Here is a 25,457-nt window from a genome sequence, read left to right as displayed (position 1 = left end):
GCCGCCGCACCGGAGTGAGGCGGCCCTTTCCCGTCGAGACGAAACGGTTAAGCCTTGGCCGCATCCTCGCGCGCCAGCTCAATCGCCGAAACGATGTCGGCGTTGGTCGCGCCTTCCTCGATCGTGACGTTCTCGGCCTTGGCGATATCGAGCAGCTCGGCCTTGTTCTTGCCAGTGAGCGCGACGGGCTTGTCATCGTCCTCGGCAGGACCGCCGGTGATCGTGAAATAGCCGGTCGAACGCATCGACTTGAGTTCTGCCTCATTGACCTCCAGCGGGCCGGTTTCCTGCCCCGGGTGGAGCAGGGCCGGTGTCACCCCGTTGAAGATCTTCGGGCCAGCGGTCATGTTGGTCACGGTGACCTTGATAACGTCGGCCATGGCTTAGATCCCGTCCAGATAGCGGAAGGCCGCCGGGCGAAGAACCTCGACACCGCCGGTTCGGAAGATGCCGGGGACCTCGAACGACGTCGGGCCGTCCTGATAGACCGGCAGGAACCGGTGCGGCATCGGCAGATGCAGCTTCACCACGTCCTGGCGGTTGGCATAGGCGACCATGCGGCGCGTGCCGCCGGCGCCGGCCGTATCGAGCCCGAGTTCGCCGCGGATCAACAGCGGCTGACCGGTGCGGCGCGTGTAGATGTTGTTACGTTCGATGAACGACAGCACTGTTTCGCTGTTGGTCGCCGACATCGCCGTCGCGCCCAGGTTCGCCTCGGTCGAGTAGGGCAAAAGCACCGTGTCCGCCATTTCGACGGTCAACGAGCCGGTGAAGATGCCAAGAATGACGCTGTTGAAGTCGCGCAGGATCTGCTGCGGCGTCTTCGTCATCGTGCCATCGGGTGCAAACCAGGTCGTGACCGCACCGGTGCCGTCCGCAGGCGCGGTGCCGATGGTCACGCCGGTCTGGCTGACCAAGCCGGCCAACCCCTTCGTCGCGTCGCCGGTCAGGGACAGGTTCCACATGAACTCGACATAGGCACGGCGCGCTGCCTCGGCCTTGCCGGTGCCGAGGTTCATACCGAGCAACTGCGCCTGGCCAATCTCTTCGCTGTCGTAGCCGTAGCCGACCGCAGCCATGTGCACGCGCACTTCCGACTTGTCGCGCGTGACATCCGCCTTAGGGACGTCCTTCGCGGCGCCGGAATACCAGCCCGCCTTGCCGACCGAGCTGGACATGAACGTGATAATGCCCGGCGTCCATTCAGGGGCCGTGGAATCGACGTAGACCAGCCGCCCGAAGTCGAGATCCGGGAAACGCATCTCATAGACCTGCGTGTTGATCGTCAGCGCCTGCTGCACCACGAACCCGAAGGTCGCCTGCTGCGCGTCATTCATCTGCATGTACATTGTCAGGCCCCCTTAAGCCGGGATGCGACGGAGCCGCACCTTGAAGATGACACCGGCACCGGACGCGGCATTGTCTGCCTCGGCCTGCGGAACGGCGTAAATGGCGCCCGCGACGGCTGCCGTGGTCCAGCGGCCCGTGGTGCTGTTCCAATTGAGCGCGGCACCAGCGGCGATGGCCGCATCGGCCAGGCCGAAGAACACACCCGCGTCAGCGAGCGGCACATTGTCGTACTGGCCATAGCTGTCGGCGTTGGTCGAGGTCAGCACGTGGTGCGCAATTGCCACCCCGATGAACTCGCCGGTGGTGAAGGGAGCGCACTGCGTGTCGCCGCTGCGCTGTGCGGGGGCCCCGTACGCGATCGTGGCGGTAGCGGTGCGGGTGATCCCGTTCCACTCTTCCATGTTCGCGGACATGCCGGGGTAACCCGCCGGCTGGAACTGCGTATAGGTGGTCTGGAGTGCCATGGTTCAGTTCCCCTCAGGCAGCCGCGCCGGCGCGGCGCCAGGCGTTGTGGTCGTTGGCCGTGGTGAGCGCGGCCTGTTCGCGCGTGGCGGCATCGCCCAGCACGACCGGCGCACCGATCGGCACGATGTTGGTGGCGGCGTCCGTCACCTTCACGTCCTTGGTCAGCGCGTCGAACGCGATCGCGATGTGATCGGCGGTATACGTGTTGCCCGGCATCGCCTTGTCCACGACCGCCTTCTTGATCTCGTCCTCGCCCATCGCGTCGGTGACGTTGATGCCCGATGCCTTGGCCTTGGCGACCACCTGGCCGTAGACCTTGGCGGCATCGCGCATCTGGGCGGGGGTGAGCTTGGCGGCTGCAAGATCGGCGGTCAGCTTTACGATCTCGGCGTCCTTGGCGACGATGGCAGCGGCGTCAGTGACGGCCTTTGCCTCGAGCCCAGCCTTGTCGCCGGTCAGGGTGGTGATGACTGCGGCCTGCTTATTGATGGCGGCCTCAGCGGCGTCGGTGACGAGCAGCGGGAGCCCGTCGAACGTGATGGTCTTCGTGGTCACGATGGACTCTCCGTCGTTGATGTTGGTGATGATGTTGGAGGGGAGGGAATCGCAGATCGCGGCATCACCGACGCGGCAGGACGCACCCGCGCGGCCACGATCGACCAACGCGATGTGATTGCCGGTGATGTTGGTCTGGCGCGCGGCGCACTTGGTGCCGTCTGCTGCCTGGAAATCGCCGAACTCGAGCTTGCAGCTATAGCCGTTGGACAGTTCGACCTTGCCGGCGTCCACCTTGGCGATCGTCGCGCCGTCGAGGAACGCGAGATCGAAGCCTACGTGGTCGCCGTCCTTGACCGCGCCCATGATCACGCCGCGGGCATGGTCGCGCCAGTTGGAGGCGTTCACGCCCTCGGTCGGGTGGTCATCGGTGATCGGCTTGCCGACGAAGCTGCCGAGCGAACGGGCATCGAACACCTGAGCGGCGTCGCGCAGCACGTTGACACTGACCTGATCGCGCAGGCCGTGGCTGTTATCGGGATCAACCTCGGTGCCGGAATACTGGTAGACCCCGACGCGGGCGGCCTTCGCACGGACGGCGAGATAGCCGTCAGCAGTGCGGCGAGGTGCGTCTAGCGTGAGATGGTCCGCGAAGATCATGCCGCACGGACTACGAGGGCTGGACGGGGGCCGTTACCGCCGTCAGGATGCGGCCAACTAGTAAACGTGGAGATACTGAAATGGACGAGATCAACGCGGGTGACTTGGTCATGCTAAGGTCGGGCAGCCAGCAGATGACTGTCGGCAGCACTGACGGTTACAATAACGGGAAGGCGACCGTGATCTGGGAAGACAAGAACGGTGCCATTCTTGAGAGAGACATTTCTCGTGCCGCTCTGATTAAAATAGTAGGCGAGTAAAGGTCTACTCGAATACCATCACAGCCCGCGAGGTGCAGCCGCATCCAGGCAGTCGGCGAGGCAGATCCTTAGGCGCCGTTGCATCGGTATAGACCTTGCCGTCGCGCGCTTGATGCTCGGGGCGGAAGTTTCGCTTGTGACTTGCCACCCACGCCCATGAATCGAGCCCACTTTCACGCCGCCGTTCCTCCGCCAGCGTCTCAGACAACGACCCAAGCTGGTGCGAAGCAATGCGGATCGACCGATCGCGCGCCATGCCGACCGCGTTGCGCACCTCTTTGGCCACTTCGCGTGCCGGCTGGCGTTCAGTGAGCCCGCGGAATACGGCGTCGCTGATCCGCCCGCGCGCCTGGGCCGAGACGTCCTTCACAAGCGCTACGTTACGCTCAAGCACGATCTCCAAGGTTTCGCGTGCGTCTTCCGGCCCGACCAACGTGGAGATATCGACCCCGGTTGCCGTCAGCACAGCCCCGCGCCAGCGCCCGCGCACGAAGCCTTCGACGCGGAATAGCCACGACCGCAACCGCGGCGTCAGCACCAGAAACAACCGCTGCACCTCCGCCTCGGCTGCATCTAGCTGGGCCTGCAGGTCAGCCGGCGAGTCGGTGACCATCGTGCTTAGGGTGCGCTCGTATTCGGCAACAATGCGCTCGGCAGCGGCAGACCAGATCGCGATCACGTCCGAATAGCCTGACTGATACAAATCAGTGGCCAGGGTGGCAGGGGGGCGAATATCGCGGAAGGTGATCTGAGGGCGCCGCGGGTTGCGAGCGCGCAAGGTCATGGCGCGCAAATCATAGCGCATCACGCCTCGTCCAGATCAAGGTTGAGCTTGTGCATCATGCGAGCCAACGAGCCGAGCATCGCCGAATAGCTCGGAAGCGCGCTACGCCGGTGCCCTGTCGATCCATCGCGATAGACGTAGCAAACGCAGACCGACGACAGTTCGCCCGCTTCAGCGAGCGCCAGCGCGCGTTTCAGGGTGTCGATCACGTCGGCCGATGCGGGCTCGGCGTCTATGGGGATTAGGTCGGCCATGTCAGGCGGCACCGCCCCGGATCACTCGCAATGATGGGCGTCTATCTGACCGGATCGAGCAGAACAGGTCGAAATCGATCTCCATCGCTTTATGCGCCCACTCGGTAGCGCGATCAGGGCCGTGCCGCTCCTTGATGGCCTCAGCGGTGTTCAGCAGCTCGTAGAAAGCTGGTGTGAAGTGCGCGGAAAGGGTTAGTGTCGTGCGGGCCACGGTTAGGCCGTCAGGTGCTTAACCGCCCACATGACCGCTTCCTCGGCGCGCTCGACCGCGATGTCTAACGAGCGATCGACGGTCGTGCGGACGGTGACGCTGTTGCCGGTCAGCGGAATATCGACCTGCACCTTTCCGTTGATTGAACGCATGTTGTTGATCAGGAAAATCAGCGCCGCGCCAGCGTCCTTTACCGCCACCATCTGCGCCTTTTCGGCATCACTCAGGACGCGATAGGTGTGACGAACTGCATTGTTCGCGGTGCGGTCATCGGACGCGCTATCGACATGATCGGCCATGGTTACTTCTCCCGGATCGCTTCGAAAATCTCAGGCCCAAGCACGATCTTGCCGGTGTACGGCTTCACGTTGGCCAGATCGATGTCGCCGCCAAGCTGGATCGAGATGTGCGGCTGGTATTCCGCCCACGAGAACGACGCGCCCTTGTCGCGCATCTCCTGATTGCGGCTGATCAATTCATAGGCGGTGAACAGCAGTGCCTTGTACTTGCCATCGGGGCCCAGTGCCTCGACCAGACGCGCGCCACCCGGTTCGATCTCCAGCTTACCGCGCCAGGATTCGCCCATGGCCATCCAATCGACCGGCGTTTCAGAGTAGGTGATCGTCACATGCAGGTCGGGCACGATGTCGGTAAAGCCCTGCCCTTCCGCCCATTTCACGATGTCGGCTCGGTTCAGCACGTCGCGGCGGACATAGAGCGGCTTTGCGGCCCAATCCTCCATCATCCACGCATCATTCGCAGCACGACGGCGAGGCTCCGCTTTCATCGGCGCCCCGCCCTCGGCAGACGTTCGATCACCTCCTCCCTGGGTTAGCTGTGAAGGATCTTCGCCATCGGGTGGCGCGTCCGGCTGGATGCCGAAGCGCTCTTCCGGCGGCATCTTGCTTAGGATCTGCATAGACCCAGGCAGCCACCCGTTCGCCTCGATCACGCCTTGCGCGCCCGCGTTGAACGCGTGCTCAGGCATCGTGTGCAGGTCGGCGATTTTGGTCAGGGCATCTGCGGTCTTGGCGAATCGCTCTGCCTCGTCCTTGGGGTTCGGCTTGGACAGCGCAGAGAATACCCACGTCTGATCATTGTCGAGCGCGACGCCAGCCGATGGCAGCATCACCGCGTCCAGCCGCTCAAGGCATGGCCGCGTCTCAAGCTCCTGCCCCGCGCCAATCGACGCCAGGTAGTTCGCCTCGTCATGCTCGCCGGTGGAATTCATGCCGGCTGGCGATCGGCCCATTAGGCGGGTAAACGGGATATCGGCGACCGCCGCAACGCGCTGGTCAAGCATGTCTTGCACCGCGGGGATGCCAGCCCAAGTGATCTGGTAATCGTCGATCTTCTCGCCGCCCACTTCCCCGCCAGCGCCATCATTGGTCGGCAGATTGTAGATCGTTGCGTTGGTAATGCTCTCGCCCAATGCGATCTGCGCCACGCGCTCGTTAAGCTCGTCCTGGCGGTAATCGCCCATGTTTGAGATACCGAACCGCAGGAGCTTTGCCTTGCGCGGGAGTTGCGAGAACCACTTGCTGGCATCGTCGCTCTTGGCCACCTCGGCAACCACGCGCAGCAGGCGGCACTGCCCCCAATAGCGATCGTCGGCGGATACCGTCACGGCCATTGCCGGGTAAGGCTCGCCGCGAAACGGTATCACGCGGCTCGGGTGGATATTGACCCCGCCGCCCTTCTTTGATTCGACGCGGAAGAACTTCGGCTCGCCATAGGTCGAGCTGGTCAGTTCCTCATCGATATCGACCAACGACAATTGCCGGCGACTGACGATGTTGACCGCCTGCAGCCCGCCCTTGGTCGGTGCCGGGGCTGGAGTTGCGGGATCGCCCGGCAGCGCTAGGATGAGCGCACCGCCTCCAAGCCCGCGCAGCACTTCGGCCGCCTTGAACTTGGCGCGAACCTGCAGGCGCTTCTCTTCCGCCTCGATCAACTGGATAGCATCGTCGCCGGCCTGCCAGTCTCGCCAAGCGCGTGTGCGATCGGCGGCCGGAATGTCGATAATCTTCTGGAGCATTCCACTGGCGAGGTACGCGGCGAACGCGATGTCGAGGCCGAAGAAGCCGCCAAGCGGGGTGCGCTGATAGGCCATGTTGGCCTGGCCCATCGACGAAAACGCCGTGCCTAGACCGTCTCGCAGCCGGATCGGGGAGGATGGCGGCTGCATAGGTGCGCCGCTGCTGTCAACGATCAGGGTGCCGGCCATGTCCAGCGGGGTATGGCGGGACGTGAGCGGGTGTTACCGCCGTCAGGTCAGCAGCTTCCGCATATCAAACTTAGCCCGCCGGGTTGCTTCCAAGGCATAGCGCACCGCGTCGATCGTATGGTTTTCCTTATCGGCCAGTACCGGCAACACCTCGCCGGTCAGTGGATCAACCTTCCAAGAATACAGGCTCAGCTCGTCCACAACGTGCGTGCAGCGGGGATGCACAACGATATCGTAGCTCTTCATAAACTCGATTCCATCTTCCACCGATCCAGCGCCCTTTTTCGCGCTGGCGACCGTGAAGCCCTGCCGGTTCATGTAGCTGATCGTTTCGGGGCGGGCGCTATCAGCCGTAATTGGCCATTTGCGTGACATGGGAACGCGATCGAACAGCGCCGGCGTATTGTCGATCTCGCACCCAACAGCGTACGCCTCGTGATCGATGAACAGCGTGCGGCCAGCAGGATCGGCAACGGTCCTGCCCTCAACCGTGCGACCGATGAACATGCGGACGAGCACTGAAGGATCGACCGAAAAGCCCCAGTCAGCCCCAAAATAGAACCGCGCGTCGTCGGGCGTCTCGAACCGTTCCGTCGTCCAGTTTTTGAACACCCGCGCCTCGCTATTGCGCTGGTACTCGCCAAGCCAGATGTGGGCGTATTTGTCAGGATCGCGTTGCTTATCCCACTCCATCTCTTGCCGAAGTTCCGCTGGAAACCAGGGATTTTCGGTGTAATTGACCCGCCGCACGATAGAACCGGGCGGAGGCGTGCCGCCACGAAACATGACGTCGATCGGATCTTTAGCCTCGCCAGGGTTCCAGTCCCACCATATCTCCGAGCCCGGCGATCGAACGGTAGGTGTCAGCACCTGAATGCTGTTCTGGCTGACAGCCCGCGCCTCGCTGACGTAAGCAATGTCGATACCCTCCATCGACTTGATGCTATCGACGTTGGTGCGAAGGCCGGCAAACTTGAACGTCGTTCCGTTGCGCCCTCGGATCTCAGCCTTCAGGCTTTCGAAAAACCCGTCGCCATTGGTCGGCCCGAAGCCCATGGCCGGGATCTTATCCTCGAGCAACTGCTTCACAGAAGCATCGATCGACCGCTGTATCTCGCGAGCGCATAGGATGCGCGTAGGACGCTCCACGCCGCGCAGCACTAGCCCAGAGCCGAAGCTATGCGACTTTGCGCTCCCACGGCCTCCCCAGGCGGCTCTATGGCGTACCAGTAGGCCGTCGTCCGCGTGCCTAGCCGTCAACAGCTCGCAAAATACGTCGGGAAGCTCAACCTTCGCCAGCATCGGCCGGCTTCACCCATCGAATCTCGACGCTGTGCGGGATTGCATCTCCATCCGGACCGGAAAGCTCCACCGACTGTTGTGGACGGCCCCATCCGCGGTCAAGCAGATCACTCGCAGCAGCCTTGCGCGCCGCGTGCGGGGCGGCATCGTCCACCATGATCTTGGCCAACGTCTCTACCGCCGTCAGCGTGTATTCGCGGGCGAGATCACGGAGGGAACGCCCATCGGCCATCACGGCCTTGGGACGCCCCGAGGGGTTGCCGGATTGGCCTTTCTCAAAAGCCATTACGATACCGCAACGTCTGTTGATGCGTCGTTGGTAACAATGGATACTAAGCGCGCCATATCGCTCTCCTGAACCCTACCGCCACCACGCGTTACCGCCGTCTGTTTCCGCCCTTCGACAAACTGGCGCCGCAACCGGGACAGCCGCGCCACACCGACCGCGAACCGATACCGCATCGTCGCCCGCTTGCCGTACATCTGTTCGCAGACCTCCTGGCCGTGCTGCACGAAGTTCCCCTCGAACTCCGCCGGCACCGGCCTGAGTATCTTGGTCGAATATGCCTTAGCCATGCGCTTGCCCCTCGTTGATGCAGCCGAATGCAACCGTCTCGGCCAGCTCGTAGAAATACCGACGCGCCTCAGGTGATGCCCGGTTCCATGCGCGGATGATCTCGACGGCCTCCCGGTTCTCAGGGTCGTCGTCGGGGAGGAGGGAGCCTTGTTGATACCGGTACTCGACCACGTGGGCGTGGGCGATGCGCTCGGTCCAACGCTCGGTGTCGGCGCGGTGCAGCATCTCCAAGCGGCTATCGGGATCGACTGCTGCGATCTCCCGGTGCACCTCGAACGACAGGCTGGCGGCACGCTGGCTGGGCGGGAATGCCTCGGCCACCTTGACCATCGCGTTGAGGCGCTTGGGATCGGCCGCGGTCTGCTCGAGCAACAGCGCGAATTGGGGCTCGTCGTGGTACTGGGCATGGCCATGCTTCCACCAGTCCGCCAGCATCCAATCGGTCTTGCGGCGCTGGTCGAACAGGCCTTTGCCCATGCCGACCCAATCGGTGAACGGGAGATCAGCAGGCAGTGCCAGGCCGATTGCGTCGGTGGTGGTGATCGCGTTCATGCCCCAAATTCCTCATGCCAAGCCCGGCTCTCAATCCGCTCGCCGAACCGCCAGAACCTCGTCTCACGCTCAGCAGGGCCGGGCGTAACCAGCGTCCAGCACTCGCCGGCCGGTAGCTCGACGATGCGGTGGATATGCGTGGCGAGGACCGTGTGCGACGTGCCGGGCTGGCGGTGGTGTAGCTCGCTGGTCCAGCCTGTCGGGGTGACGGTGAACACTTCCTCGACGTACCCGCCGGCCAGCACATGGCTGGTAAAGCCCCAGGGATGGTCGTGAGGATCGCCTAAATCCGGCGCGGTGAAGTGATGGAACGCCGCACCGATCGGCAGGCCGTAGACATGCCACTTCTCGAAAGCCTCGGACATGCGTTCGTGGTGCAGGTTCATCGGCGCATCCAATCGTTGAGGTAATAGCGAGCCCAATCCTCGGGGATCCCGTATTTCGCGGCGAGCTTGGCGGTGTTGGCGCGCACGAGGCTGTCACGAGGGGTGCGCATCAGGGCGGAGAGGAAGGGGGTGAGGCCGGTTTTCATGCGGCATCCGGGGCGCGGTTACACACCCTCCCCCCAAACTTTGTAAACTCTCCATTCCCAATATTCAGGAACGGCGGTTTTCTGCCGTTTTTACCCTCTCCATATGATATAATACCCTTAGGTGTGTAACCGGGTATATATAGGAGGTAAGCCACTGAATTACGCGGGTTTTTCGGGTTACACACGGGGTTTGTAACCGTGTGTAACTCTGTAACCGTTACAAGGCTTTTAGGTAGAAGGTGTGTAACCGGATTATGCACGGGTTGCGTCCTTCCGGCGCCACTGGCGGATGGGACTCCCGTTGACCTTCACGACCTTATTCTCGAACCCGATATCGCGAAGGCACTGACAAACCCGGTCGCGAGTTTCCTTGTTGCGTTTCTCGGCGGGGATGCCGATCCGCTCCATCGCGATCATGGGGTCGACGATCATGTCACCCTGCAGGCGGCTATGCAGAACTTCAGCCCACGGATCGATCACGTTGCGCGAGATGCGCGCGGCAACTGCTACGGCCTCTTGCTCGCGGTCGAGCCACCAAGGATCGCGCGCGTAATAGCGAACGACCGCCTCCGCCCACAATTGGTCGCGGAGTTCACGGATTAGGTCGATGTTGATCTTGGTGGCAAAGACCGGCCAATAACGCCGGTTGCCGGTGCGATCCTTTAGATAGCCGGATTCGTCGGGGTTGAGCGTACCGATAAACACGCACTGCCGATTGTGGTCGGTGGACGCCCTGCCGTAAGGCAGCACGACGCTATCGGTGCGCGTAGAGATCAATCCCTTCACTGTGTGCTCGTCGGCCTTAAGCACTGCGGAAAATTCGGCCAGCTCGATCGCCCAAGCGCCGGTCATCAGCAGGACCATCTTATTCTGCTGCCGGAATAGGTCGGTCGCATCGCGGGTGTGCTCGGTGCCGAACAGCGCCTTGATCGCCGACGACTTGAGCAATCCTTGGTCGCCCTCGATCACCAGCACGGTATCAAGCTGACAACCCGGCTCGAGAATACGCGCAACAGCGCCGATCAGCACCTTCGGCGAGATCATGCGCGTGTAGTCGCTGGCCTCGACACCAAACAGGTCGGGCAACCAGGATCCGATGCGGTCGACGCCATCCCATGAGAGCGAGCCAAGATAGTCTCTGATCGGATGATAGCTGTGATGCCTCGCGGCCAAAACGAGGGCATCGCGCGCTTCCTGTTGCGTGGGCTTCAGGCCATGCCGCTGCATCCACTCGCGGACATGGGTATAGTCCTCGTCGCGGATCGGGCGCGCGGCGGGGTTTTCACGCCACGGCACGTCGCCAACCTCAATGTTGAGGGAGAAATCATTGTAGCGGATATGGCCAGCTAGGTCGTCATGATGGGTGAGCATCAAGCGAAAATTGCCGATATCCTTGTCAACCAGCTTCAGCCCGTCGTCCTTATAGACGAGGTGCGTGCGCCATTTCTCTGCCGGATCATACGACCGACCGGTTCTGATCTCGCGGATTTTAGGCTGCGATGCGGTCACAAATCATTCCAATGAGTTCGTCGACCGAGTGGAACACGACGTAAATGCCGCCACGCTTTTCCCATGCCGCTTGAAAGGCCTGCTGATTTTTGCGCTGCCGGCCGGTGCCGGTCTTGGCCTCCGCAGCGAGGGGCAGACCGCCCTGCAGGACGCCAATGATGTCGGCACTACCTGGCAGGCCGAACGAGATGGGACGGGCGCTATCGAGGATCGTGCGGCCAGCAGCGGTCCGCGTAATGAACTTGCCGACCCAGCCGGCACCGGTCTGGTTATCCCAGGCGAGATGGCCGCGGCTCGAAAGCTCAACCAACGCAGCGCGGACCAGATTGGTATGGGCATTATCAGCCATGAGCGCGGTCTCCCATCTCTTGGCGGCGCGCGGTCCAGCGATGATAGGCCCATCCAGGCTTGTAGCCGGCCATCGCTGCAATCTTCTGGAAATCACCAAGCGTGGAAGCGTCGCGCATCATGCGCCCGACTTCCTGCTTACGGTGGAAGTCGATCATCACGCCTTCGCGGTTAATCTCAGCGAGCTCGCCATCAGCGTATTCAGGCTGGCGGTTTTTGACCTCGTAGATGTGGCCGCACGATGGGCAGTTTGGCAGCATCGGGTGCACGGCAAAGCATTCCGGGCAGGTCTTGACCCGCAACTCCTCCTCGGATGCTGCACCCCGCTTCTTCTTTTTGACGCCCTCTAAGTTCCATTCGCGATCGTCGTCAGGGAAGCCGTGCATGGCAGTGCCGCTGACGTGATCGAGGATGATCGCGTGATCTTTTCCGGGGGCCGGTCGCAAGACGCGCCCGATCTGCTGGATCCAGAGGGACAAGCTCTTGGTTGGGCGCAGGCAGATGCACGCCTCGATCGCCGGAAGATCGAACCCTTCGGACACGAGATCGACACTGGCGAGGATCAAGGTTTCCCCACGCTCGAACCGACCTAAAGCAGCCGCTCGGTCGCCGGCGTTCATTTTCCCATCCACGCGCTCCGCGGTGACATTTGACGCGCGGAACTGCTCGACGACATGCTCGGCGTGCGCCAGGCTGACGCAGAACACGACGGCGCGCTTCCCCGCAGCCAGCTTGTGCCAGTGTAGGATTGCGTCGCCGACGACCTTGGGCTTGTCGACCAGCTCCTCGATGTCGTGCTTGTTGTAATCGCCCGAAACGGTACGGGCGCTGGTGACGTCGATCGTCGTCGGCGCGAAAATCTTGAACTTGGCGAGATAGCCGCGTTCGATCAGCTCAGACACACGCGGGCCGCTGACGATTGTATCGAATTGTTCGGACAGGCCCTTACCATCGAGGCGGCAAGGCGTTGCAGATAGGCCGATTGTCCATCGGGGCCGGATGAAGTCGAGCACGTCGGCAAACGTCTTGCTGACGGCGTGGTGGGCCTCGTCGACCACGGCCATGTCGTAATTCTTCAGGGCATCGAGGCGGCGCGCGACTGTCTGGATCGATGCGACATGCACTTGATGATGGGGATTGAACGGCTGCCCCGCCTGAATCGTACCGTGCTCGATACCCAGGCTGTCGAATGCTCCGCAGGTTTGGCGCAACAGCTCTGCGCGATGCGTCAGGAAAATGACCCGCCTGCCCTTTGCTGCAGCTCCACCGACCATGCTGGCGCTCAGCAGCGTTTTGCCGGCACCGGTCGGCGCTTCGATCAAGGCGCGCGGATGCTGCTTGAGGGCGTGCCCGGCGCGATCAATGAGGTCGCGCTGATAGTCTCGGAGCTCGATCATGCGCGCGCTCCGATCAGCACGTCCGCCCAATCCTCGCCGCGGATTTCGGGTATCTGGACATCGACGGCGATCTCGGTTCGCGTCGCCAAGCGGTGTGCCAGCGCGTATGCCGCCGCAGCGCCGCCGAACTTCGGGTCGTTGTCGCCGAACACGATGACCTCGCGCACATGCTCAGGCGGCTGCCACTTGGCCATCATGGTCGAGTTGATCGCTGCCCAGACGGGCAAGCCGAACTTGGCGGATGCTGCCAGCGCAGTCTCGACGCCCTCGGCAATGCCTAAACGATCGCCGTACATCGACAGGCGGATCGCCGCGCCGTCAGGGATCGTACCAGGCATCGTGGCGCGAGGTTCTGCGATATCCGCTTTGCCGTGCGCGCTGAGGAACGTGCGGTGCAGCGTTGCCGGCCGACCGCCGGCATCGGCGATCATGGCCACCATCGCCGGATGGACCCCGCCGCCGCAATGATCCGGGGCGCGGCATCGTTCGACATACCGCAGGCATTGGCGGTTCTGTGGAAGCGATAGGCCGCGCGCTGCGAGATAAGCGGCGACCGGATCGCCGTTCGATACGGGGCGACCGCTATTCCACAGTTCGCGCAGCAAGATGCGCCGGCGTTCCTCATCAAGCTTCGGCCTGGCCTGCACTGCCTCGACGTTGCCGACGATCTTATCGACCTCAGCCGCCGCAGTCTTGAAATCCCACCCGTGCAACTTCTGCAGCAGGATCATGCCGGTGCCGGCTCCGCAGCCGGAGCAATGGTATGTGCCCCGCCCCTCTTTGTCGTCGAAGCGAAAGCGATCCTTGCCGCCGCACAACGGGCATGGCCCATGCTTGCCGGTCAGGAACGACGTCTCGAGCCCGAGCATGCCCAGGATGCCGCGCCACTTGCCTTGGGCAGCTTCGATCGTTTTGGGGCGGGGCGCGGTCATGCCGCCAACCGGAAATACTCGCCGGTCCAACCATGCCCGCAGCCATGATCCGCACGGACGCCACACCGAGGGCATGGGTCGCGATATGTGACCGGCGGCAGATACTCGACGGCGATCGGCCGGCGCACGACGTGCTTGCGCTCGGCTTCCTCATAGGTCTTGGAACGGATCTGTTGGCCGGTCGCCAGGATCTTGACCATGCGCCCATTCTGGATGCGCGAAACGGTGATCAGCCCGGCCTTCTCCAGCCGGCGCAAGACATCACCCGCAGACTGGCCGCTCAGGAAGCCAACGATCGCCGCCAGCTCGATATTGGTCGGACACGGTTTGCCGTTGTTGGCGGCATCCGTGATTGTGTCGAAGATGAGTTGGTCTGAAGGGCTCATACCGCCTGCGCCCCCATAGCGAGCCGCGCGCGATGAAACCGCCCGCAACCGGCGTAGCCCGAGCGGCCAACGGCTATCGCTGCCGCGCGGATCGTCCAGCCGTCCGCGATGTTGTCGAAGAAGCGCGCGTCCTCGTCGGCGGACCAGTTCTTGGTCGTTCTCATGCTGGCGTCTCCACGGATTGAGCGATGCGCGCGAGCGTGACGAAGGTACGCCCGCTGCGTTGGCGGACTTCGGGCAGCGGCATGGTGCGCAGCCAGTGGACGATGCGGTCGCGCTCGACGGCGGTGATGCGGCCGGTCACGACCGCGCCCCCGCGCTCGAAAGCGGCAGGAAAGTCGCAATGATCGCATCTGCGGCAGCGGTCGTGCGGTCGGCCTCGGTGTGATCAATCCGGTTATCGGCAGCCGCTTCGGCGACGATGGCGAAGTGCTTCATGCCGTCCGCGACGATCTGCATCGGTTGCGGCAAATCTGGTTCGTCGGTGCGGTGAGCGCCGGCATAGCCCATGACTGCGAGCAAGGCGTTCACCGCCCTGTCACCGATCGTGTGTGCAAGCGAGAAGGCGTCCTCGATCGCGAGGCGCCGCTTCTTGGCCACATCTCGCGAGAGGATCGCGTCGATGCAGTGGATGTTGACGCCGCTGTCATCAGCAAGCGTCTGCCGGGTGAAATCGTGGTCGATATTGATCGCACGATCGATCTGACGACGCAGCGCGTTCCGCAAACGTTCGTCCGAGAACAGCGGTCCATCTAGGACAGCTTTTGTGCAATGCGTCATTTACCCATGTCCTTGTGATGGAAACTGGAACCCCACCCCTGCCCCTCGGCCCCATCCTGCTCGGCATCGTCGAGCGGGTGCGCGTGGAGTGCGATCGCGCGGCCCAGGATGAGCGCGAGGGCGACGCTGGCGGTGAGCCAAAGGGCGAGGATGAGGGCGATGGTGAGGATGTCGCGGGTCATGCTGCCTGCTCCCCGAACAAGGAGCCTTGGCGTTGAGCGTCCTCAATCCGGCGACAGGCTATGTCGAAGTAGGCGGGGTCGATCTCGACGCCGACGAACGGGCGATGCTCTTGTGCGCAGGCAACGCCTGTGGAGCCGGAACCCATGAACGGGTCGCAGATCGTACCAGCGGGCAAGCTCTGCAGCAGGATGCGCAACAGGCCAACCGGCTTCTGGTTCGGATGCTCGCGCCCGTTCTTGGCCATGCTCTGGACTGGCGGGTGATAGACGACAGCGCCCTTGTCCCGACTGCCGACGAACCCGGCCGCGTTACCCATGGCGTAGATTTCTTCTGTGGTCGGCTTCCAAGGCAGGCGCAGGTCGCCCATGCCGAGCGCCGGGCCCTTGTCCCAAATCAGGGTCATGCGATGGTGTGGCGGCAACGCGGCCTTGCGCGAACCGAACATAAGGCAGGGCAGATGCGAGAATACGTTGGCGATGGCGTCGCGGACTGCGCAGTTCTCGTCGTTGGCGATTGCGCGGCCACCCACCCACAACTCGTCTGTGGCGTGGCCGCTCTTGTAGCTGATGCCGAACGGCGGATCGCTCAGGACGGCAACCGGCTGTGCATTAAACATTGCGTCGAGCGCGTCATGGTCGCGGCAGTCGCCCAAGATGAGCGTCGCGTTCCCTATCCTCTCCCCCCTCACGCCACCAAACTCGTCTGGTCGGCGGGGCGGAGGGTGGCGGAAGCGGCAACCGCATCAATATCGACACCCGGCTTTTCGAGCGCTGCCACCAGCCGGAGGTGCGCCAGTCGCGATCGCGGGATGCCGTTTTTCCTCCAGCTGTGGACGGTTGAAAGGGGCGCGTCCGTCATGCGGGACACGGCTGTCGTGCCGCCAAGGGCATCGATGATCTGGTTGGCGATGCTGTGCATCTGCTCTTTCTGCGACAATCGCAGACCAATAGCAAGCGGAAATCTGCGATAATGGAAGTTGCGACAATCGCAGAACCGCGCTTCAAGCGAGTGATGACCCCAGAGGAAATCAGAGCGGCGCTCGACGCACGAGGCATGGCGATCCGCGACCTTGCGGAGGCCACAGGCATCCAAGAGAATTTCCTTACAAAGTCGCTCGGCAAGCAGGGCCGGCGTATTCAGGTGCCCGAGCTGGAAGCGATCAAACGCGTGTTCGATGACGGGCCGCAGACTGGTGACGGTCTGCGCAAGATACCGCTGCTGGGCGAGGTGCCGGCCGGCAAGTTCCAGCTTGGCGAACAGCGGTCGGGGCGTTGGCTGGCCGTGTCCGATCCCGAAACACCGCCCAACGCCTACGCGCTGACGGTTAAGGGCGATTCCATGGACTTAATCGTGCCGAACGGCGCGACGCTGGTAATCGATCCAGATGACAAGGAGCTATGGCCGGGGCGGCGCTTTGTTATCCAGACGGCAGAGGGCGAGACGACCTTCAAAGAGTTTCAGGCCGACCCCGCCCGCCTCGTGCCATGCTCGACCAACGACGAGCACCAAGACATTATGCTCGGCGGCGAGCCGGTGAATATTCTTGGTCGGGTATTCTCGTATTCAACGCGGGATATGCCGAGGCGACGGCTCTCCTAAGCTCGTTCTCATGGATCCACTCCATGTCAGCGGGCGCGCTGAGATAGAACGTTCCCCACTCATCATATTCGCCTAAGCCTTGCTCGATCGCATCCTGCGCCGCGCGCTTTTCAGTCGCGCGCCATGGCCCCTTGGGCTCACCGAAAACCGCCACACGGAAAAATAGACCCAACATCCCTCTCCTACGAGTCGCATACCCCTTTAGAACATAAATAGAACATTCGCGTATCCAACAAATTAAATCTGCGAAAGTCGCATTTTCCGCTTGTGATCGTTCTGCGATTATCGCATACCGTTCTTCGACGCTGCATACGGCAGCAACGGAGACCCCCCGGTGCAAACCCCCGACCCCTTCCCCAATTTGAACCGCTCGCCGGGGCTGACCGACGCTGAGATGGCGAAGGTGGAGGCGGCGCGTGATCGTGCTGACGGCTGGATCGAATGGTCTGGCGGCATTTGCCCGCTGCCGGTCGAAGCGCTGATCATGACGCGGCTGCGCAGCGGGTGGGAATCCGATGGCCCCGCGATGGCAGGCTATCACCGCTGGGACCACGGGCGCACGCCCGAAAGCCCGCTGCGTGCCAACGACATCATCGCCTACCGCGTGGTGTCCAAGTGACCCGCCCCAACCCCCGCCCAACCCCGCTACGCGACAGGCTCATGGCGCTACGTGCCAATAATGACGTGGCTGTGCGCGAGATGGAGGAGCTTGGGTATCGGGTGCAGGCCCGCCCGCTCGCCGGCCTGAACCAGCGCAACCGCGAAGTGATACAGGCGTATGTCGGCGTCATCAACGACGATAGCGCGGCTGGTCGTGCGGCACGGCATGTGCGCGATACGCTGCTGGCACGGCAGGTGTCGAAGTGAACGGCAGCCTCAGAGACTGGCTCGGCCTCTGCAACCATAAGTGGGAACAGACAGGCACGATCGAGACAAAGCGCGGCGTTTTTCGGCGCAGCGCTCCCGAGAAAATGATCCGGGTCAACGTGATCGGCATCAGCGTCATGCTCGAATGCGAGCGGTGCGGAATGGTCAAGACGAGGAAATTGGCATGAACGCCACCCTAGCCATAAACCGCTCGCTGGAGGTGCGCAGCCTGGCGACCGTCACGATGGACTTGGCCACGACGCGCCAACGGATCGCGGTGCTGAACGTGCGCCCCGACAGCGACGACGGGTGGGATGGGCTGACCGATCGCCGGGATGCGCTCGAGCGCGAGTTTCAGGATGAGTTTCGCCGGCTGACCGGCGTGGATTGGGCTTTAGCTAGCGAGGTGATGTCGTGAGCGATTGGCAACCGATTGAGACGGCGCCGAAGGATGGGACAATTGTCCTGCTTTGGGCGTGCGATGAGGATGAGTGGGATGACGCCCATGACGAGCCGCGCGATCCGGAGCGATGCTGGTATCCCGCTCGCGTAAGTGTCCAGAAGCACATCTGGTGGATCGCCGGTGGAATGATGCGCCAGCTTAAGGGTGCAACCCACTGGATGCCCCTGCCCGCGCCACCCGCCACCCTGGAACACGCCGCGGCTGAGGCGGCTGAGATCGAAAGGAATGCGCTGTGAGCAACGCGTTGAAAGCGTTGTCTGCTGAATTGCAGGCTGACCCTGAAATGGCTTGGGCGTGGCAATGCAATATCGCCGTGCCAATCATGGACGCGACAGGCGTCTCGCACAGGCTGGCAAACCAAGCTGGCGCGCACCTGATGCAGCACCTGTTTGACGTGGATATCACGACGCACCCGCTGTTCGAATACGTGAAGTCGGAAGCTCAATCCTACGCCGAAATGCGGATCGAAATGGACCGGCAAGAGAATGTCCAGATCGCGGCCTCGGCTGCTGAGGGAGGGGAAGATCGTGGTTGAGGTAAGCCGGGGCCATGCGCTCAAGGCGCTGCTGCGTGAATATCGCCCGACGATGGACAAGGACATCGTTCATTCGTGGGCCAAGGACATGGTAGAGTTTGCCTCCACCCTCCAAGCCCAATGCGAACGGCAGCGGGTGGCGTTGTCTCGGATCGCGCTGGCTGCACGAGTGGCAGCGCAGATTGCGGACGATATCGACGAGCGCGAACCGTGGGACATGATCGAGAAGCAGGCCGCGGAAGGTCTTGGTCTCGCCGCCCCCGCTTCTCTGGATGGGGGTCAGGTCGATGCGTGAGCGTGAGCCACTATTCGGGTCGCTCCTGATCATCTCCGTCGCGGTCACCTATTTGGTCGCCGGACTTGAGAGATTCACCGACAAGCCAACGTGGGTCAGTGCCTTTCTGGCGCTCTCCTACCTGCTCTGCGCAGTCTTCGTCTGTCGCTCGATCTACCGGGATCGCGTCAAGTGACCCGCATCCTCACCGCCCTGCGCGTGCCCGGCTGGCAATGGTCGCTGGTGACGTGGCTCGCGATCATCGGGGTGTCGGTCTTTTGCTGGGGGGTGTCGTGATGCGCGCAGTCCTCGATTACACCGCGCGTCGCGCGCCGGTCATGGCGACGGGCTTCAACCCGGATACGCCGATCGCCGGTCACTATCGCATGCGGTTGCGCAGCGGTGGCGTGCTCGTCGGCATCCGCATCTGGTTCGGCGCGCCGCTCGATCCGATCGACGGCAGCGAGTTGGACCGTGCGCCGCGCTGGCAGGTGCACGCCAATGGCGAGCCGATCGCCTTGGACCGGGTTTGGCCGAAGTGCGCCGCTGACCCGATCGATGAGGCCGAATACCGTTTCCAGACGAAGCGCCAGCAATGGGCCGAAGCCAACGCGCCACTTTCGCCAATCGCCGACCCGCGCCGACGCGCCGACCCACTTGATTCCCCAATTCTGTTCTGAGGAGAGACCACGATGGCAACCGTATTTGACGACGTTAAGCCTTGGCCGACAAAGGCACCTGAAGCGGTTGGCAGCGTCGCCGGCCACAATCGCCCGCCGGTCGATGTGGAAGCGCGCGCGGCTTTCGATGAAGGTATCGACGCAAAGGATGGCTTTCGCGGTCGTATCGCAACTCTGATCGCAGCCTCCGAACGGGCGACGGCAACGGACGAGGAAACTGCCGGGCGCTGTGGCGAACTGGTGAAACAGATTCGCGCCGCGGTTAAATTCATCGGCGACACGCACACTGCGACCAAGGCCCCTTATCTGCTCGCCGGACGCGCGATCGATGCGGGCAAGAACGAACTGGCCGGCCCACTCGAAACCGCAAAGATCAAGGTAGAGGCGAAGCAGACGCAATTCCTGCGCGAGGAGGAGGCCAAGCGTCAGGCGGAATTGCGCCGCCAGCGTGAAGCGGAGGATGCACGCCGGCGCGAGGAATGGGAGGCTAACCAAGCCGAAATTCGACGGCTGGCAGAAATCAGCGCCGCCGAAGGTAAGGTCACCTCCGAAAGCGTCGCTGTCGCACAAGCGGAATTGGAAGCCGCTCTATCACCGCCAGCGCCGACGCTCGCGCCCGAGCCGGAACGCCAGATCATCCGTGGCGACTATGGCGCGGCAGTGTCCGGCACGAAGGTGTGGCTAAGCCAGGTCGAGGATTACGCCGTCGCATTCGCCGCAGTCGCGAACAACACCAAGGTTCGCGAGGCGATCGACACAGCCATCAAGGCGATGGTTCGCGGCGGCGTCCACGAAATCCCCGGCGTCCGCATCTGGTCGGACGTCAAAGCGAGCAATCGCTAACCCCTATTCGGAGAGTATCTATCATGGCGACCCAACTTCAAACGATCGATCGCGGCAGCAATGCCCTCGCTGTCGAGGAAACCAACCCCTATCGCGGGCTTGAGCGCAGCCTCAGCACCCGCATTGCCGGCCTCAAGGATGCACTTCCCAAGCACATCGACCCGGCCAAGTTTCAGCGCACGGTAATGACTGCCGCGCAATCGAACCCCGACCTTCTGACCGCCGACCGTGCCAGCCTTATCACGTCGTGCATGAAGTGCGCGCAGGATGGCTTGCTGCCGGATGGGCGCGAAGCGGCGCTGGTGATCTATTCGGTGCGCAAAAAGGACGGGAACCAGTGGGTCAGCGTCAAGACGGTGCAGTATCTCCCGATGGTCTACGGGCTGCGCAAGAAGATCCTGCAGTCGGGCGAGATCAGCACGCTGGAAACGAGCGTCGTCTATCGCGCCGAAGTCGAGAGTGGGGCGTTCATTTTCGAGGCCGGCACAGAAGCGATGCTGCGCCATCGGCCAATGCTCGATCTGGACGACGATCAGATTACCGACGATCAGATCGTCGCCGCCTATTCTGTCGCGACCATGAAGGACGGTTCCAAGTCATTCGAGGTTATGCGCCGCAGCGAGATCAACAAGGTGCGCCAGGCCAGCCAGACCGGCGCGACTGGCAAGACGAAGTACAACAGCAACGAGGTGATCCCGCCGAAGGGGCCCTGGGTCGATTGGTTCAGCGAGATGGCGCGCAAGACCGTCATGCGCCGGCACAGCAAGACGCTGCCGATGTCGGGCGATCTGATCGACATGGAAGGCGCTGACGAGGAAGCATCGGCACGCTCGGCTGCACGGCTCCTGGAGGTCGAAGCGGATGCGCCGCAGTTGGCTCCGCCGACTCGCGAAGAGCTTAGCGAGGAAGATGCCCGCGCGCTCGATCAGGATGGCTTCAACGCCATGGAAGGCCGGTCGCAAGATCAGCGCGGCGGTCACCACGACGGCACCCTGCCCGACGACCCCCGCCGCGCTCGCGCCGACGAGATAATCAAGCAGGTCATGTTCGCCAAGAACGAGCAGGGCCTCGTCGCGATGGAACGCAGCTTCGCCGACGATCTCGCCGCCATGCCCGAGGAGATGCAGATCGAGGTCGAGACGGCGGTCAAGGAACAGCGGGCTTCGTTCGCCGCCCAGTAATCCCGGCAAGTCGCCGGCATTGGAGCGGGGCTACGGTCCCGCTCCAGAAAGGACACCAAGATGATCTCCGCCCACGTCAAAAGCATCCCCAACGAGCCGCACCTAGCCCGTGTCCGGGAAGCGCGCCGTAACGCCGGCCTGCCCACGCTGTACAAGCGCCATCCGTTCGACGGCCTGCCGTGCTTTGGCTTGAGGGCGCGGGTTGGGGGTGATCGGCTGTGATGAAGACCATTAATTTCGCGCAGCTTGAAAGCGGGCTCGCTTCGATTTTCTTGATTGCATCCGAGAAGAGGTCTGCGTTTACCTCGCGGCTCAAGAACCTCCAGCGCCTCGGCCTGTGTGCCAACGCATGTGCTGGGCGGGGTATCTCATCACAATACACATTTGATCAGGTGGGGCAGTTCATTGCAGCGCTGGAGTTGTCGCAGCTGGGCTTGTCTCCGGAGAGGGCGGTCGAGACTATCGACGCGACGTGGACGTCATTTCAGGCCGGTCTGGAGCCAGCCAATGCTGGCCATCTTTGGATCGGATTAGAGGTTTCCTTTTTGTCATCGTTGTCCAGCGAGCCACAACCGCCACTGGTCGCAATCAGCCGGTCTATCGTTGACCTACTTCCGTTCCGCCGCCTGATTTTGCTGGATTTGCAGGGGATTTGGGCGCGCGCGGCGGCTGTTTGGGGCGGAATCGAAGGGCGTGCGACATGCTGACCGTCATTCAGGCGGATCGAGATGCGGCTGCTGCGATGTGGTTAGCGGTATTTTCTCATCGAGGCGGTGAAGCTGCCGTCATGAAAGATGGGCAGGGGGATGATGGTCCGGTCGTCCAGTCCTTCGCCGCGAACCGCTTTGTCGCCACGTCCGACCTGTACGATGCTCTCGCACAGCTGGAACCATATCTCGACGCTATCGTCTGCTACGCCAGCACGCAGGGTGAGCATGAGCCAAACCGGCTTGTTGCCAACGCCCGCGCCGCCCTAGCCAAAGCCGCCCCTTCCCTCTCCCGCGCGAACCCCGGGGCGATGGGGGCGGGGCGGTGATGGCGACAGAGCTGCTAACCGCGGATCAAGCTGCCGAACGGATGGGCATGAGCGAGCGCACCTTGCGCAAGCTTCGCCAGGCCGGCGAGATCGAGTATATTGCGCTGACCAATCGCATGTTCCGTTACACCCCCGAGGACTGCGATGCCTACCTCGCAAGCCGACGCCGGAAAGATGACCCATGTCCATCCGTAAAGATCCCCGCTCGCCGTATTGGCAATATGACTTCCAGCGCGACAAGCAGCGGTATCATGGCTCTACGGGCTGCACTAAAAAGCGGGACGCAGAAACGTTCGAAAGCAACCTCAAGCGCCGGATCGCGCTAGGCGATGACAGTCGCCCGTCCATTACGCTCGACGTGGCCTGCAAGGGCTATTGGACCGACAAGGGCCAGCATGAGGCTAACGCCGGCACGACGCTCTATCAGCTCGACAATCTTAGCCGGATGATCGGGCCGCACAAATTCGTCGGTGACATCCGTCAGGCCGATATGCGCGGGTTCGTGGCCAAGCGCCGCGCTACCGTGTCGCCGGCCAGCGTGAATCGTGAGCTATCGCTATGCCAGCGGGTGCTTAAGCACGCCCAGGCAGGCGGCTATGACGTACCCTACCCCGGCACCGAACACGCGATCAAATGGGCAGACCTGAAGCTCGCCGAGCCGAAAGAGCGTATCCGCGAGCTTTCCGGCACCGAGCAGCGCAAGCTATTTGAACACCTCGGCGATGACCTCGCCGCGGTCGTGGAGTTCGCGATCCTGTCCGGCCAGCGGCGTGGCGCGGTGATCGGCCTGCGCTGGGCTGATGTGGATTTGGAAGCGGCTCGCGCACGCGTCCACACCAAAGGCGATGTCTGGCACACCTTCCCGCTGACGACGCGCATGGTGGAGATCATCATGGGCCGGCCGCAACTGGACGATTGCCCGTTCGTGTTCACTTACAAATGCGAGCGGCCTTCACCGAAGCGCGGCGATCGGCCGGCGCGGCGCAAGGGCGTCCGCTACCCATTCAGTGCCGAGGGCTGGAAGCGTCGATGGGCCACCGCGCTCACCGCTGCCGGCATCACGGACTTCCGCTTCCACGATCTGCGACACACCAGCGCCACGCGCGTCATCCGCTCGAGCGGCAACCTCAAGGCGGCGCAGAAGCTGCTTGGACACACCGATATCAGCACGACGGCCCGGTACGCGCACGTGCTTGAGGACGATCTGCGGGCGATCATGGCCGACACAGAGTCACGGAATAATTACGGAGAGCTATTGCAGGAGGGTAACGCTAGTGTTACAGTTTCTGCGGAAAACGAGAGTATAGAGTGACTGCTTTGGGAGCAGGATGTCGCAGGTTCGAATCCTGTCTCCCCGACCATTTCGCGCCATCGGCGGGCGACCGACTATTCCGGGCAAACTCATGCGCACCATCTCCCAGGACGTTGCCGTCAGGCTCTATCATCTCGGGGACGATGGCACGGCCGCGACGCTGATCTATGGCACGCTGGCGGAAGCGCTGGGCTTGGCCGCGCAACAGACCGACGACGTGCAGGACGGGCTGTTCCTGCAGACCAGCAACGATGTCGTCGCCTATGTGGATTTTGTCGACGGATGAACGGCGAGGCGCGTTGACCGACGCCGCGCGCTTCCGCTAACGCACCCGCTTGGGGGGCCTGTAGCTCAACTGGTTAGAGCTGGCCGCTCATAACGGCTAGGTTGCGGGTTCAAGTCCTGCCGGGCCCACCATTGCTCCCAATGGCGACGAACGCGCTTACGTCGACGCGGCGATCAGCTCCGCCAGCGAGGCCGGCGCCACGCCGCGCCGATCGAGTTCATCGAGCACCTTGTCCCACCAAATATGAAAAGCGGCCAGATCGGCGGCATCGCGGACATAGGGCGTATGGCCCGGCGCCAGCGACGGCGAATGGAACGAGAAATTGAGCACGCGCACGCCTTCGCCCAGCGCCACGGCGATCGCGTCCAGCGCTTCGGTCAGTGGCATCTCCTCCGGGGTCAGCGCGACGCGTGACAGCAGCCGCGCGCGCGCGAACAGCCCCCTGCCCTTCGGCACCCGCCCCAGCGCGCGGTGCAGCCGCGCGCCACCGGCGCGCGCCAGGCCGGTAAACACGGTGGTCAGGGGCAGTTCGACCAGCGCCCCGCCGGGGCCGCAGCGAAACGCATGATTGCCGATCGCCGAGAAATCCGGCCCGGCCTCGGCGCTATAATCATAGGCCGAGCGCATCGAGCTATCGATGCGGTAGCCCCGCGCCTGCAGCAGAGCGAGCGTGTCGGGGCCGATCCCGTAGCGCCCGGCGCGATATACCAGCGGGGGGGCGCCGATCGCCGCGGTGATCGCGTCGGTCAGCACGTCGAGCTTCGCTGCCTGCAGGCCCAGCGGCAGGTTACCGACAAAGCTATTGGCGGGGGTCATCGCTTCGTCGAGCGGGGGATTGACCCAGGGGTGGAGCTGCGTGCCGACGGCGGACCGCCCATCCGCCACGATCGTGCGGAGCAGATCGGCGGCATGCGGATCGCTGATGATCGGATGATCGACCAGGTAGGTGATCGGCACGCCGCGGTCGGCAAAGCGGCGATGCCCCGCCGGGAGTGCGCCGATCGCACTCACCGCGCGGTTGGCGCTATCCAGCGGTGCGCTCCAGTCGAATTCCTCCTCGGTATCGACCATGACGACGAAGCGCGTGCCGAACACGGCCGGCCAAACGACGCGATCGGCCGGCGCGGGCGGCGCTACGCGGTAGCCCGGCGGGTGCGAAGGCGCGGAGGACCCCACG

44 protein-coding genes, 1 tRNA gene and 1 pseudogene are annotated in these 25,457 nt (G+C 63.0%); 19 read left to right on the top strand and 27 right to left on the bottom strand.

The genetic code is table 11. The annotated features are described in order from the left end of the window. Positions 1-47: 47 nt before the first annotated feature. The 4 genes from U1739_RS02280 to U1739_RS02265 are packed head-to-tail and all read right to left on the bottom strand — an operon-like array spanning position 48 to position 2,970. Positions 48-380, bottom strand: a complete 333-nt coding sequence (locus U1739_RS02280) for a hypothetical protein (protein ID WP_332703575.1) — start codon at positions 378-380, stop codon at positions 48-50. A 3-nt stretch (positions 381-383) separates the two neighbouring features. After that, complete coding sequence (locus U1739_RS02275; protein WP_332703572.1) at positions 384-1,349, bottom strand: DUF2184 domain-containing protein; 966 nt, start codon at positions 1,347-1,349, stop codon at positions 384-386. Between the two features lie 12 nt (positions 1,350-1,361). Next, a complete protein-coding gene (locus tag U1739_RS02270; RefSeq protein WP_332703570.1) occupies positions 1,362-1,814 on the bottom strand; it encodes a structural cement protein Gp24 in 453 nt (150 codons plus the stop codon). A gap of 13 nt (positions 1,815-1,827) precedes the next feature. Further along, positions 1,828-2,970 (bottom strand): DUF2213 domain-containing protein, encoded by a 1,143-nt coding sequence (locus U1739_RS02265; protein WP_332703568.1) that lies wholly within the window; start codon positions 2,968-2,970, stop codon positions 1,828-1,830. Between the two features lie 80 nt (positions 2,971-3,050). Here U1739_RS02265 and U1739_RS02260 point away from each other — a divergent pair, with 80 nt between their 5' ends. Then, on the top strand, positions 3,051-3,230 hold the full coding sequence (locus tag U1739_RS02260) for a hypothetical protein (protein WP_332703566.1): 180 nt from the start codon (positions 3,051-3,053) through the stop codon (positions 3,228-3,230). Positions 3,231-3,234: 4 nt separating this feature from the next. Here U1739_RS02260 and U1739_RS02255 read toward each other — a convergent pair whose 3' ends face one another. From U1739_RS02255 to U1739_RS02150, 22 genes are all read right to left on the bottom strand, one after another. Next, positions 3,235-4,035, bottom strand: coding sequence for a phage minor head protein (locus U1739_RS02255; RefSeq protein ID WP_332703564.1), 801 nt, complete (start codon positions 4,033-4,035; stop codon positions 3,235-3,237). After that, positions 4,035-4,268: a hypothetical protein gene (locus U1739_RS02250; RefSeq protein WP_332703562.1), complete on the bottom strand. Its 234-nt coding sequence runs from the start codon at positions 4,266-4,268 to the stop codon at positions 4,035-4,037. The genes U1739_RS02255 and U1739_RS02250 overlap by 1 nt, the downstream gene beginning before the upstream one ends. 1 nt (position 4,269) lies before the next feature. Beyond that, positions 4,270-4,479: a hypothetical protein gene (locus tag U1739_RS02245; protein ID WP_332703560.1), complete on the bottom strand. Its 210-nt coding sequence runs from the start codon at positions 4,477-4,479 to the stop codon at positions 4,270-4,272. A gap of 2 nt (positions 4,480-4,481) precedes the next feature. Then, positions 4,482-4,778: an Acb2/Tad1 domain-containing protein gene (locus tag U1739_RS02240; RefSeq protein WP_332703558.1), complete on the bottom strand. Its 297-nt coding sequence runs from the start codon at positions 4,776-4,778 to the stop codon at positions 4,482-4,484. 2 nt (positions 4,779-4,780) lie between these two features. Continuing rightward, entirely contained in the window at positions 4,781-6,667 is a 1,887-nt protein-coding gene (locus U1739_RS02235; RefSeq protein ID WP_332703556.1) for a phage portal protein, read from the bottom strand. A gap of 81 nt (positions 6,668-6,748) precedes the next feature. Next, positions 6,749-8,008, bottom strand: coding sequence for a PBSX family phage terminase large subunit (locus U1739_RS02230; protein WP_332703554.1), 1,260 nt, complete (start codon positions 8,006-8,008; stop codon positions 6,749-6,751). Then, positions 7,992-8,294 (bottom strand): DUF5681 domain-containing protein, encoded by a 303-nt coding sequence (locus U1739_RS02225; RefSeq protein ID WP_332703552.1) that lies wholly within the window; start codon positions 8,292-8,294, stop codon positions 7,992-7,994. The genes U1739_RS02230 and U1739_RS02225 overlap by 17 nt, the downstream gene beginning before the upstream one ends. Then, positions 8,294-8,584 (bottom strand): hypothetical protein, encoded by a 291-nt coding sequence (locus U1739_RS02220; RefSeq protein ID WP_332703550.1) that lies wholly within the window; start codon positions 8,582-8,584, stop codon positions 8,294-8,296. Before U1739_RS02220 ends, U1739_RS02225 begins: the two co-directional genes overlap by 1 nt. Continuing rightward, the gene (locus U1739_RS02215) at positions 8,577-9,137 is read right to left on the bottom strand and encodes a hypothetical protein (protein WP_332703548.1); all 561 of its coding nucleotides are present in this window, start codon (positions 9,135-9,137) and stop codon (positions 8,577-8,579) included. Before U1739_RS02215 ends, U1739_RS02220 begins: the two co-directional genes overlap by 8 nt. Beyond that, entirely contained in the window at positions 9,134-9,523 is a 390-nt protein-coding gene (locus U1739_RS02210) for a hypothetical protein (RefSeq protein WP_332703546.1), read from the bottom strand. The genes U1739_RS02215 and U1739_RS02210 overlap by 4 nt, the downstream gene beginning before the upstream one ends. Then, on the bottom strand, positions 9,520-9,669 hold the full coding sequence (locus tag U1739_RS02205; RefSeq protein WP_332703545.1) for a hypothetical protein: 150 nt from the start codon (positions 9,667-9,669) through the stop codon (positions 9,520-9,522). Before U1739_RS02205 ends, U1739_RS02210 begins: the two co-directional genes overlap by 4 nt. Positions 9,670-9,921: 252 nt before the next feature. After that, positions 9,922-11,178 carry a virulence-associated E family protein gene (locus tag U1739_RS02200; RefSeq protein WP_332703543.1) on the bottom strand — a complete coding sequence of 419 codons (1,257 nt, stop codon included), beginning with the start codon at positions 11,176-11,178 and terminating at the stop codon, positions 9,922-9,924. Continuing rightward, positions 11,159-11,527 carry a hypothetical protein gene (locus U1739_RS02195; protein WP_332703541.1) on the bottom strand — a complete coding sequence of 123 codons (369 nt, stop codon included), beginning with the start codon at positions 11,525-11,527 and terminating at the stop codon, positions 11,159-11,161. Before U1739_RS02195 ends, U1739_RS02200 begins: the two co-directional genes overlap by 20 nt. Continuing rightward, entirely contained in the window at positions 11,520-12,923 is a 1,404-nt protein-coding gene (locus U1739_RS02190; protein WP_332703539.1) for a DEAD/DEAH box helicase, read from the bottom strand. The genes U1739_RS02195 and U1739_RS02190 overlap by 8 nt, the downstream gene beginning before the upstream one ends. Further along, the gene (locus U1739_RS02185; RefSeq protein WP_332703537.1) at positions 12,920-13,855 is read right to left on the bottom strand and encodes a DUF7146 domain-containing protein; all 936 of its coding nucleotides are present in this window, start codon (positions 13,853-13,855) and stop codon (positions 12,920-12,922) included. The genes U1739_RS02190 and U1739_RS02185 overlap by 4 nt, the downstream gene beginning before the upstream one ends. Next, positions 13,852-14,241: a hypothetical protein gene (locus U1739_RS02180; RefSeq protein ID WP_332703535.1), complete on the bottom strand. Its 390-nt coding sequence runs from the start codon at positions 14,239-14,241 to the stop codon at positions 13,852-13,854. The genes U1739_RS02185 and U1739_RS02180 overlap by 4 nt, the downstream gene beginning before the upstream one ends. Next, positions 14,238-14,405, bottom strand: a complete 168-nt coding sequence (locus U1739_RS02175) for a hypothetical protein (protein ID WP_332703533.1) — start codon at positions 14,403-14,405, stop codon at positions 14,238-14,240. Before U1739_RS02175 ends, U1739_RS02180 begins: the two co-directional genes overlap by 4 nt. Next, a complete protein-coding gene (locus U1739_RS02170; RefSeq protein ID WP_332703531.1) occupies positions 14,402-14,545 on the bottom strand; it encodes a hypothetical protein in 144 nt (47 codons plus the stop codon). The genes U1739_RS02175 and U1739_RS02170 overlap by 4 nt, the downstream gene beginning before the upstream one ends. Next, complete coding sequence (locus tag U1739_RS02165) at positions 14,542-15,021, bottom strand: hypothetical protein (protein ID WP_332703529.1); 480 nt, start codon at positions 15,019-15,021, stop codon at positions 14,542-14,544. Before U1739_RS02165 ends, U1739_RS02170 begins: the two co-directional genes overlap by 4 nt. Further along, on the bottom strand, positions 15,018-15,203 hold the full coding sequence (locus tag U1739_RS02160; protein ID WP_332703527.1) for a hypothetical protein: 186 nt from the start codon (positions 15,201-15,203) through the stop codon (positions 15,018-15,020). Before U1739_RS02160 ends, U1739_RS02165 begins: the two co-directional genes overlap by 4 nt. Continuing rightward, the gene (locus U1739_RS02155; protein WP_332703525.1) at positions 15,200-15,856 is read right to left on the bottom strand and encodes a DNA methyltransferase; all 657 of its coding nucleotides are present in this window, start codon (positions 15,854-15,856) and stop codon (positions 15,200-15,202) included. Before U1739_RS02155 ends, U1739_RS02160 begins: the two co-directional genes overlap by 4 nt. A gap of 32 nt (positions 15,857-15,888) precedes the next feature. Further along, entirely contained in the window at positions 15,889-16,122 is a 234-nt protein-coding gene (locus U1739_RS02150) for a carph-isopro domain-containing protein (protein ID WP_332703524.1), read from the bottom strand. Positions 16,123-16,173: 51 nt separating this feature from the next. On the opposite strand from U1739_RS02150, the gene U1739_RS02145 reads away from it, so the two are divergent. From U1739_RS02145 to U1739_RS02065, 18 genes and pseudogenes are all read left to right on the top strand, one after another. After that, positions 16,174-16,803: a LexA family protein gene (locus U1739_RS02145; RefSeq protein WP_332703522.1), complete on the top strand. Its 630-nt coding sequence runs from the start codon at positions 16,174-16,176 to the stop codon at positions 16,801-16,803. A 334-nt stretch (positions 16,804-17,137) separates the two neighbouring features. After that, positions 17,138-17,422 carry a hypothetical protein gene (locus U1739_RS02140; protein WP_332703520.1) on the top strand — a complete coding sequence of 95 codons (285 nt, stop codon included), beginning with the start codon at positions 17,138-17,140 and terminating at the stop codon, positions 17,420-17,422. A 41-nt stretch (positions 17,423-17,463) separates the two neighbouring features. Continuing rightward, complete coding sequence (locus tag U1739_RS02135) at positions 17,464-17,670, top strand: hypothetical protein (protein ID WP_332703518.1); 207 nt, start codon at positions 17,464-17,466, stop codon at positions 17,668-17,670. Next, positions 17,667-17,858, top strand: a complete 192-nt coding sequence (locus U1739_RS02130; protein WP_332703516.1) for a hypothetical protein — start codon at positions 17,667-17,669, stop codon at positions 17,856-17,858. The genes U1739_RS02135 and U1739_RS02130 overlap by 4 nt, the downstream gene beginning before the upstream one ends. Further along, positions 17,855-18,088 carry a hypothetical protein gene (locus U1739_RS02125; protein WP_332703514.1) on the top strand — a complete coding sequence of 78 codons (234 nt, stop codon included), beginning with the start codon at positions 17,855-17,857 and terminating at the stop codon, positions 18,086-18,088. The genes U1739_RS02130 and U1739_RS02125 overlap by 4 nt, the downstream gene beginning before the upstream one ends. After that, on the top strand, positions 18,085-18,369 hold the full coding sequence (locus tag U1739_RS02120) for a hypothetical protein (protein WP_332703512.1): 285 nt from the start codon (positions 18,085-18,087) through the stop codon (positions 18,367-18,369). The genes U1739_RS02125 and U1739_RS02120 overlap by 4 nt, the downstream gene beginning before the upstream one ends. Beyond that, entirely contained in the window at positions 18,366-18,668 is a 303-nt protein-coding gene (locus tag U1739_RS02115) for a hypothetical protein (RefSeq protein WP_332703510.1), read from the top strand. The genes U1739_RS02120 and U1739_RS02115 overlap by 4 nt, the downstream gene beginning before the upstream one ends. Continuing rightward, entirely contained in the window at positions 18,661-18,963 is a 303-nt protein-coding gene (locus U1739_RS02110; RefSeq protein ID WP_332703508.1) for a hypothetical protein, read from the top strand. The genes U1739_RS02115 and U1739_RS02110 overlap by 8 nt, the downstream gene beginning before the upstream one ends. Then, the gene (locus U1739_RS02105) at positions 18,956-19,138 is read left to right on the top strand and encodes a hypothetical protein (RefSeq protein WP_332703506.1); all 183 of its coding nucleotides are present in this window, start codon (positions 18,956-18,958) and stop codon (positions 19,136-19,138) included. Before U1739_RS02110 ends, U1739_RS02105 begins: the two co-directional genes overlap by 8 nt. A gap of 142 nt (positions 19,139-19,280) precedes the next feature. Next, positions 19,281-19,622 carry a hypothetical protein gene (locus U1739_RS02100; RefSeq protein ID WP_332703504.1) on the top strand — a complete coding sequence of 114 codons (342 nt, stop codon included), beginning with the start codon at positions 19,281-19,283 and terminating at the stop codon, positions 19,620-19,622. A gap of 12 nt (positions 19,623-19,634) precedes the next feature. Continuing rightward, the gene (locus tag U1739_RS02095) at positions 19,635-20,465 is read left to right on the top strand and encodes a hypothetical protein (protein WP_332703502.1); all 831 of its coding nucleotides are present in this window, start codon (positions 19,635-19,637) and stop codon (positions 20,463-20,465) included. A 23-nt stretch (positions 20,466-20,488) separates the two neighbouring features. Further along, complete coding sequence (locus U1739_RS02090) at positions 20,489-21,646, top strand: recombinase RecT (protein ID WP_332703500.1); 1,158 nt, start codon at positions 20,489-20,491, stop codon at positions 21,644-21,646. A gap of 221 nt (positions 21,647-21,867) precedes the next feature. Continuing rightward, positions 21,868-22,353, top strand: coding sequence for a hypothetical protein (locus U1739_RS02085; protein ID WP_332703498.1), 486 nt, complete (start codon positions 21,868-21,870; stop codon positions 22,351-22,353). After that, the gene (locus U1739_RS02080; protein ID WP_332703496.1) at positions 22,347-22,682 is read left to right on the top strand and encodes a hypothetical protein; all 336 of its coding nucleotides are present in this window, start codon (positions 22,347-22,349) and stop codon (positions 22,680-22,682) included. Before U1739_RS02085 ends, U1739_RS02080 begins: the two co-directional genes overlap by 7 nt. Next, positions 22,682-22,837: pseudogene (locus U1739_RS21105) on the top strand (helix-turn-helix transcriptional regulator); the annotation flags it as partial. The gene U1739_RS02080 and the pseudogene U1739_RS21105, both read left to right, overlap by 1 nt. Before the next feature lie 26 nt (positions 22,838-22,863). After that, on the top strand, positions 22,864-23,994 hold the full coding sequence (locus tag U1739_RS02075; protein WP_332703494.1) for a site-specific integrase: 1,131 nt from the start codon (positions 22,864-22,866) through the stop codon (positions 23,992-23,994). A gap of 91 nt (positions 23,995-24,085) precedes the next feature. Continuing rightward, positions 24,086-24,280 carry a hypothetical protein gene (locus U1739_RS02070; protein ID WP_332703492.1) on the top strand — a complete coding sequence of 65 codons (195 nt, stop codon included), beginning with the start codon at positions 24,086-24,088 and terminating at the stop codon, positions 24,278-24,280. A gap of 54 nt (positions 24,281-24,334) precedes the next feature. Continuing rightward, positions 24,335-24,411 (top strand) — tRNA-Ile (locus tag U1739_RS02065). Between the two features lie 25 nt (positions 24,412-24,436). Here the strand turns inward: U1739_RS02065 and U1739_RS02060 are convergent. Next, positions 24,437-25,456, bottom strand: a complete 1,020-nt coding sequence (locus U1739_RS02060) for a polysaccharide deacetylase family protein (protein ID WP_332703490.1) — start codon at positions 25,454-25,456, stop codon at positions 24,437-24,439. Between the last annotated feature and the right edge of the window lies 1 nt (position 25,457).

The organism is Parasphingomonas puruogangriensis, assembly GCF_036663635.1.
Lineage (GTDB): Bacteria > Pseudomonadota > Alphaproteobacteria > Sphingomonadales > Sphingomonadaceae > Sphingomonas.
This window is presented reverse-complemented; position numbering and strand designations above follow the sequence as displayed.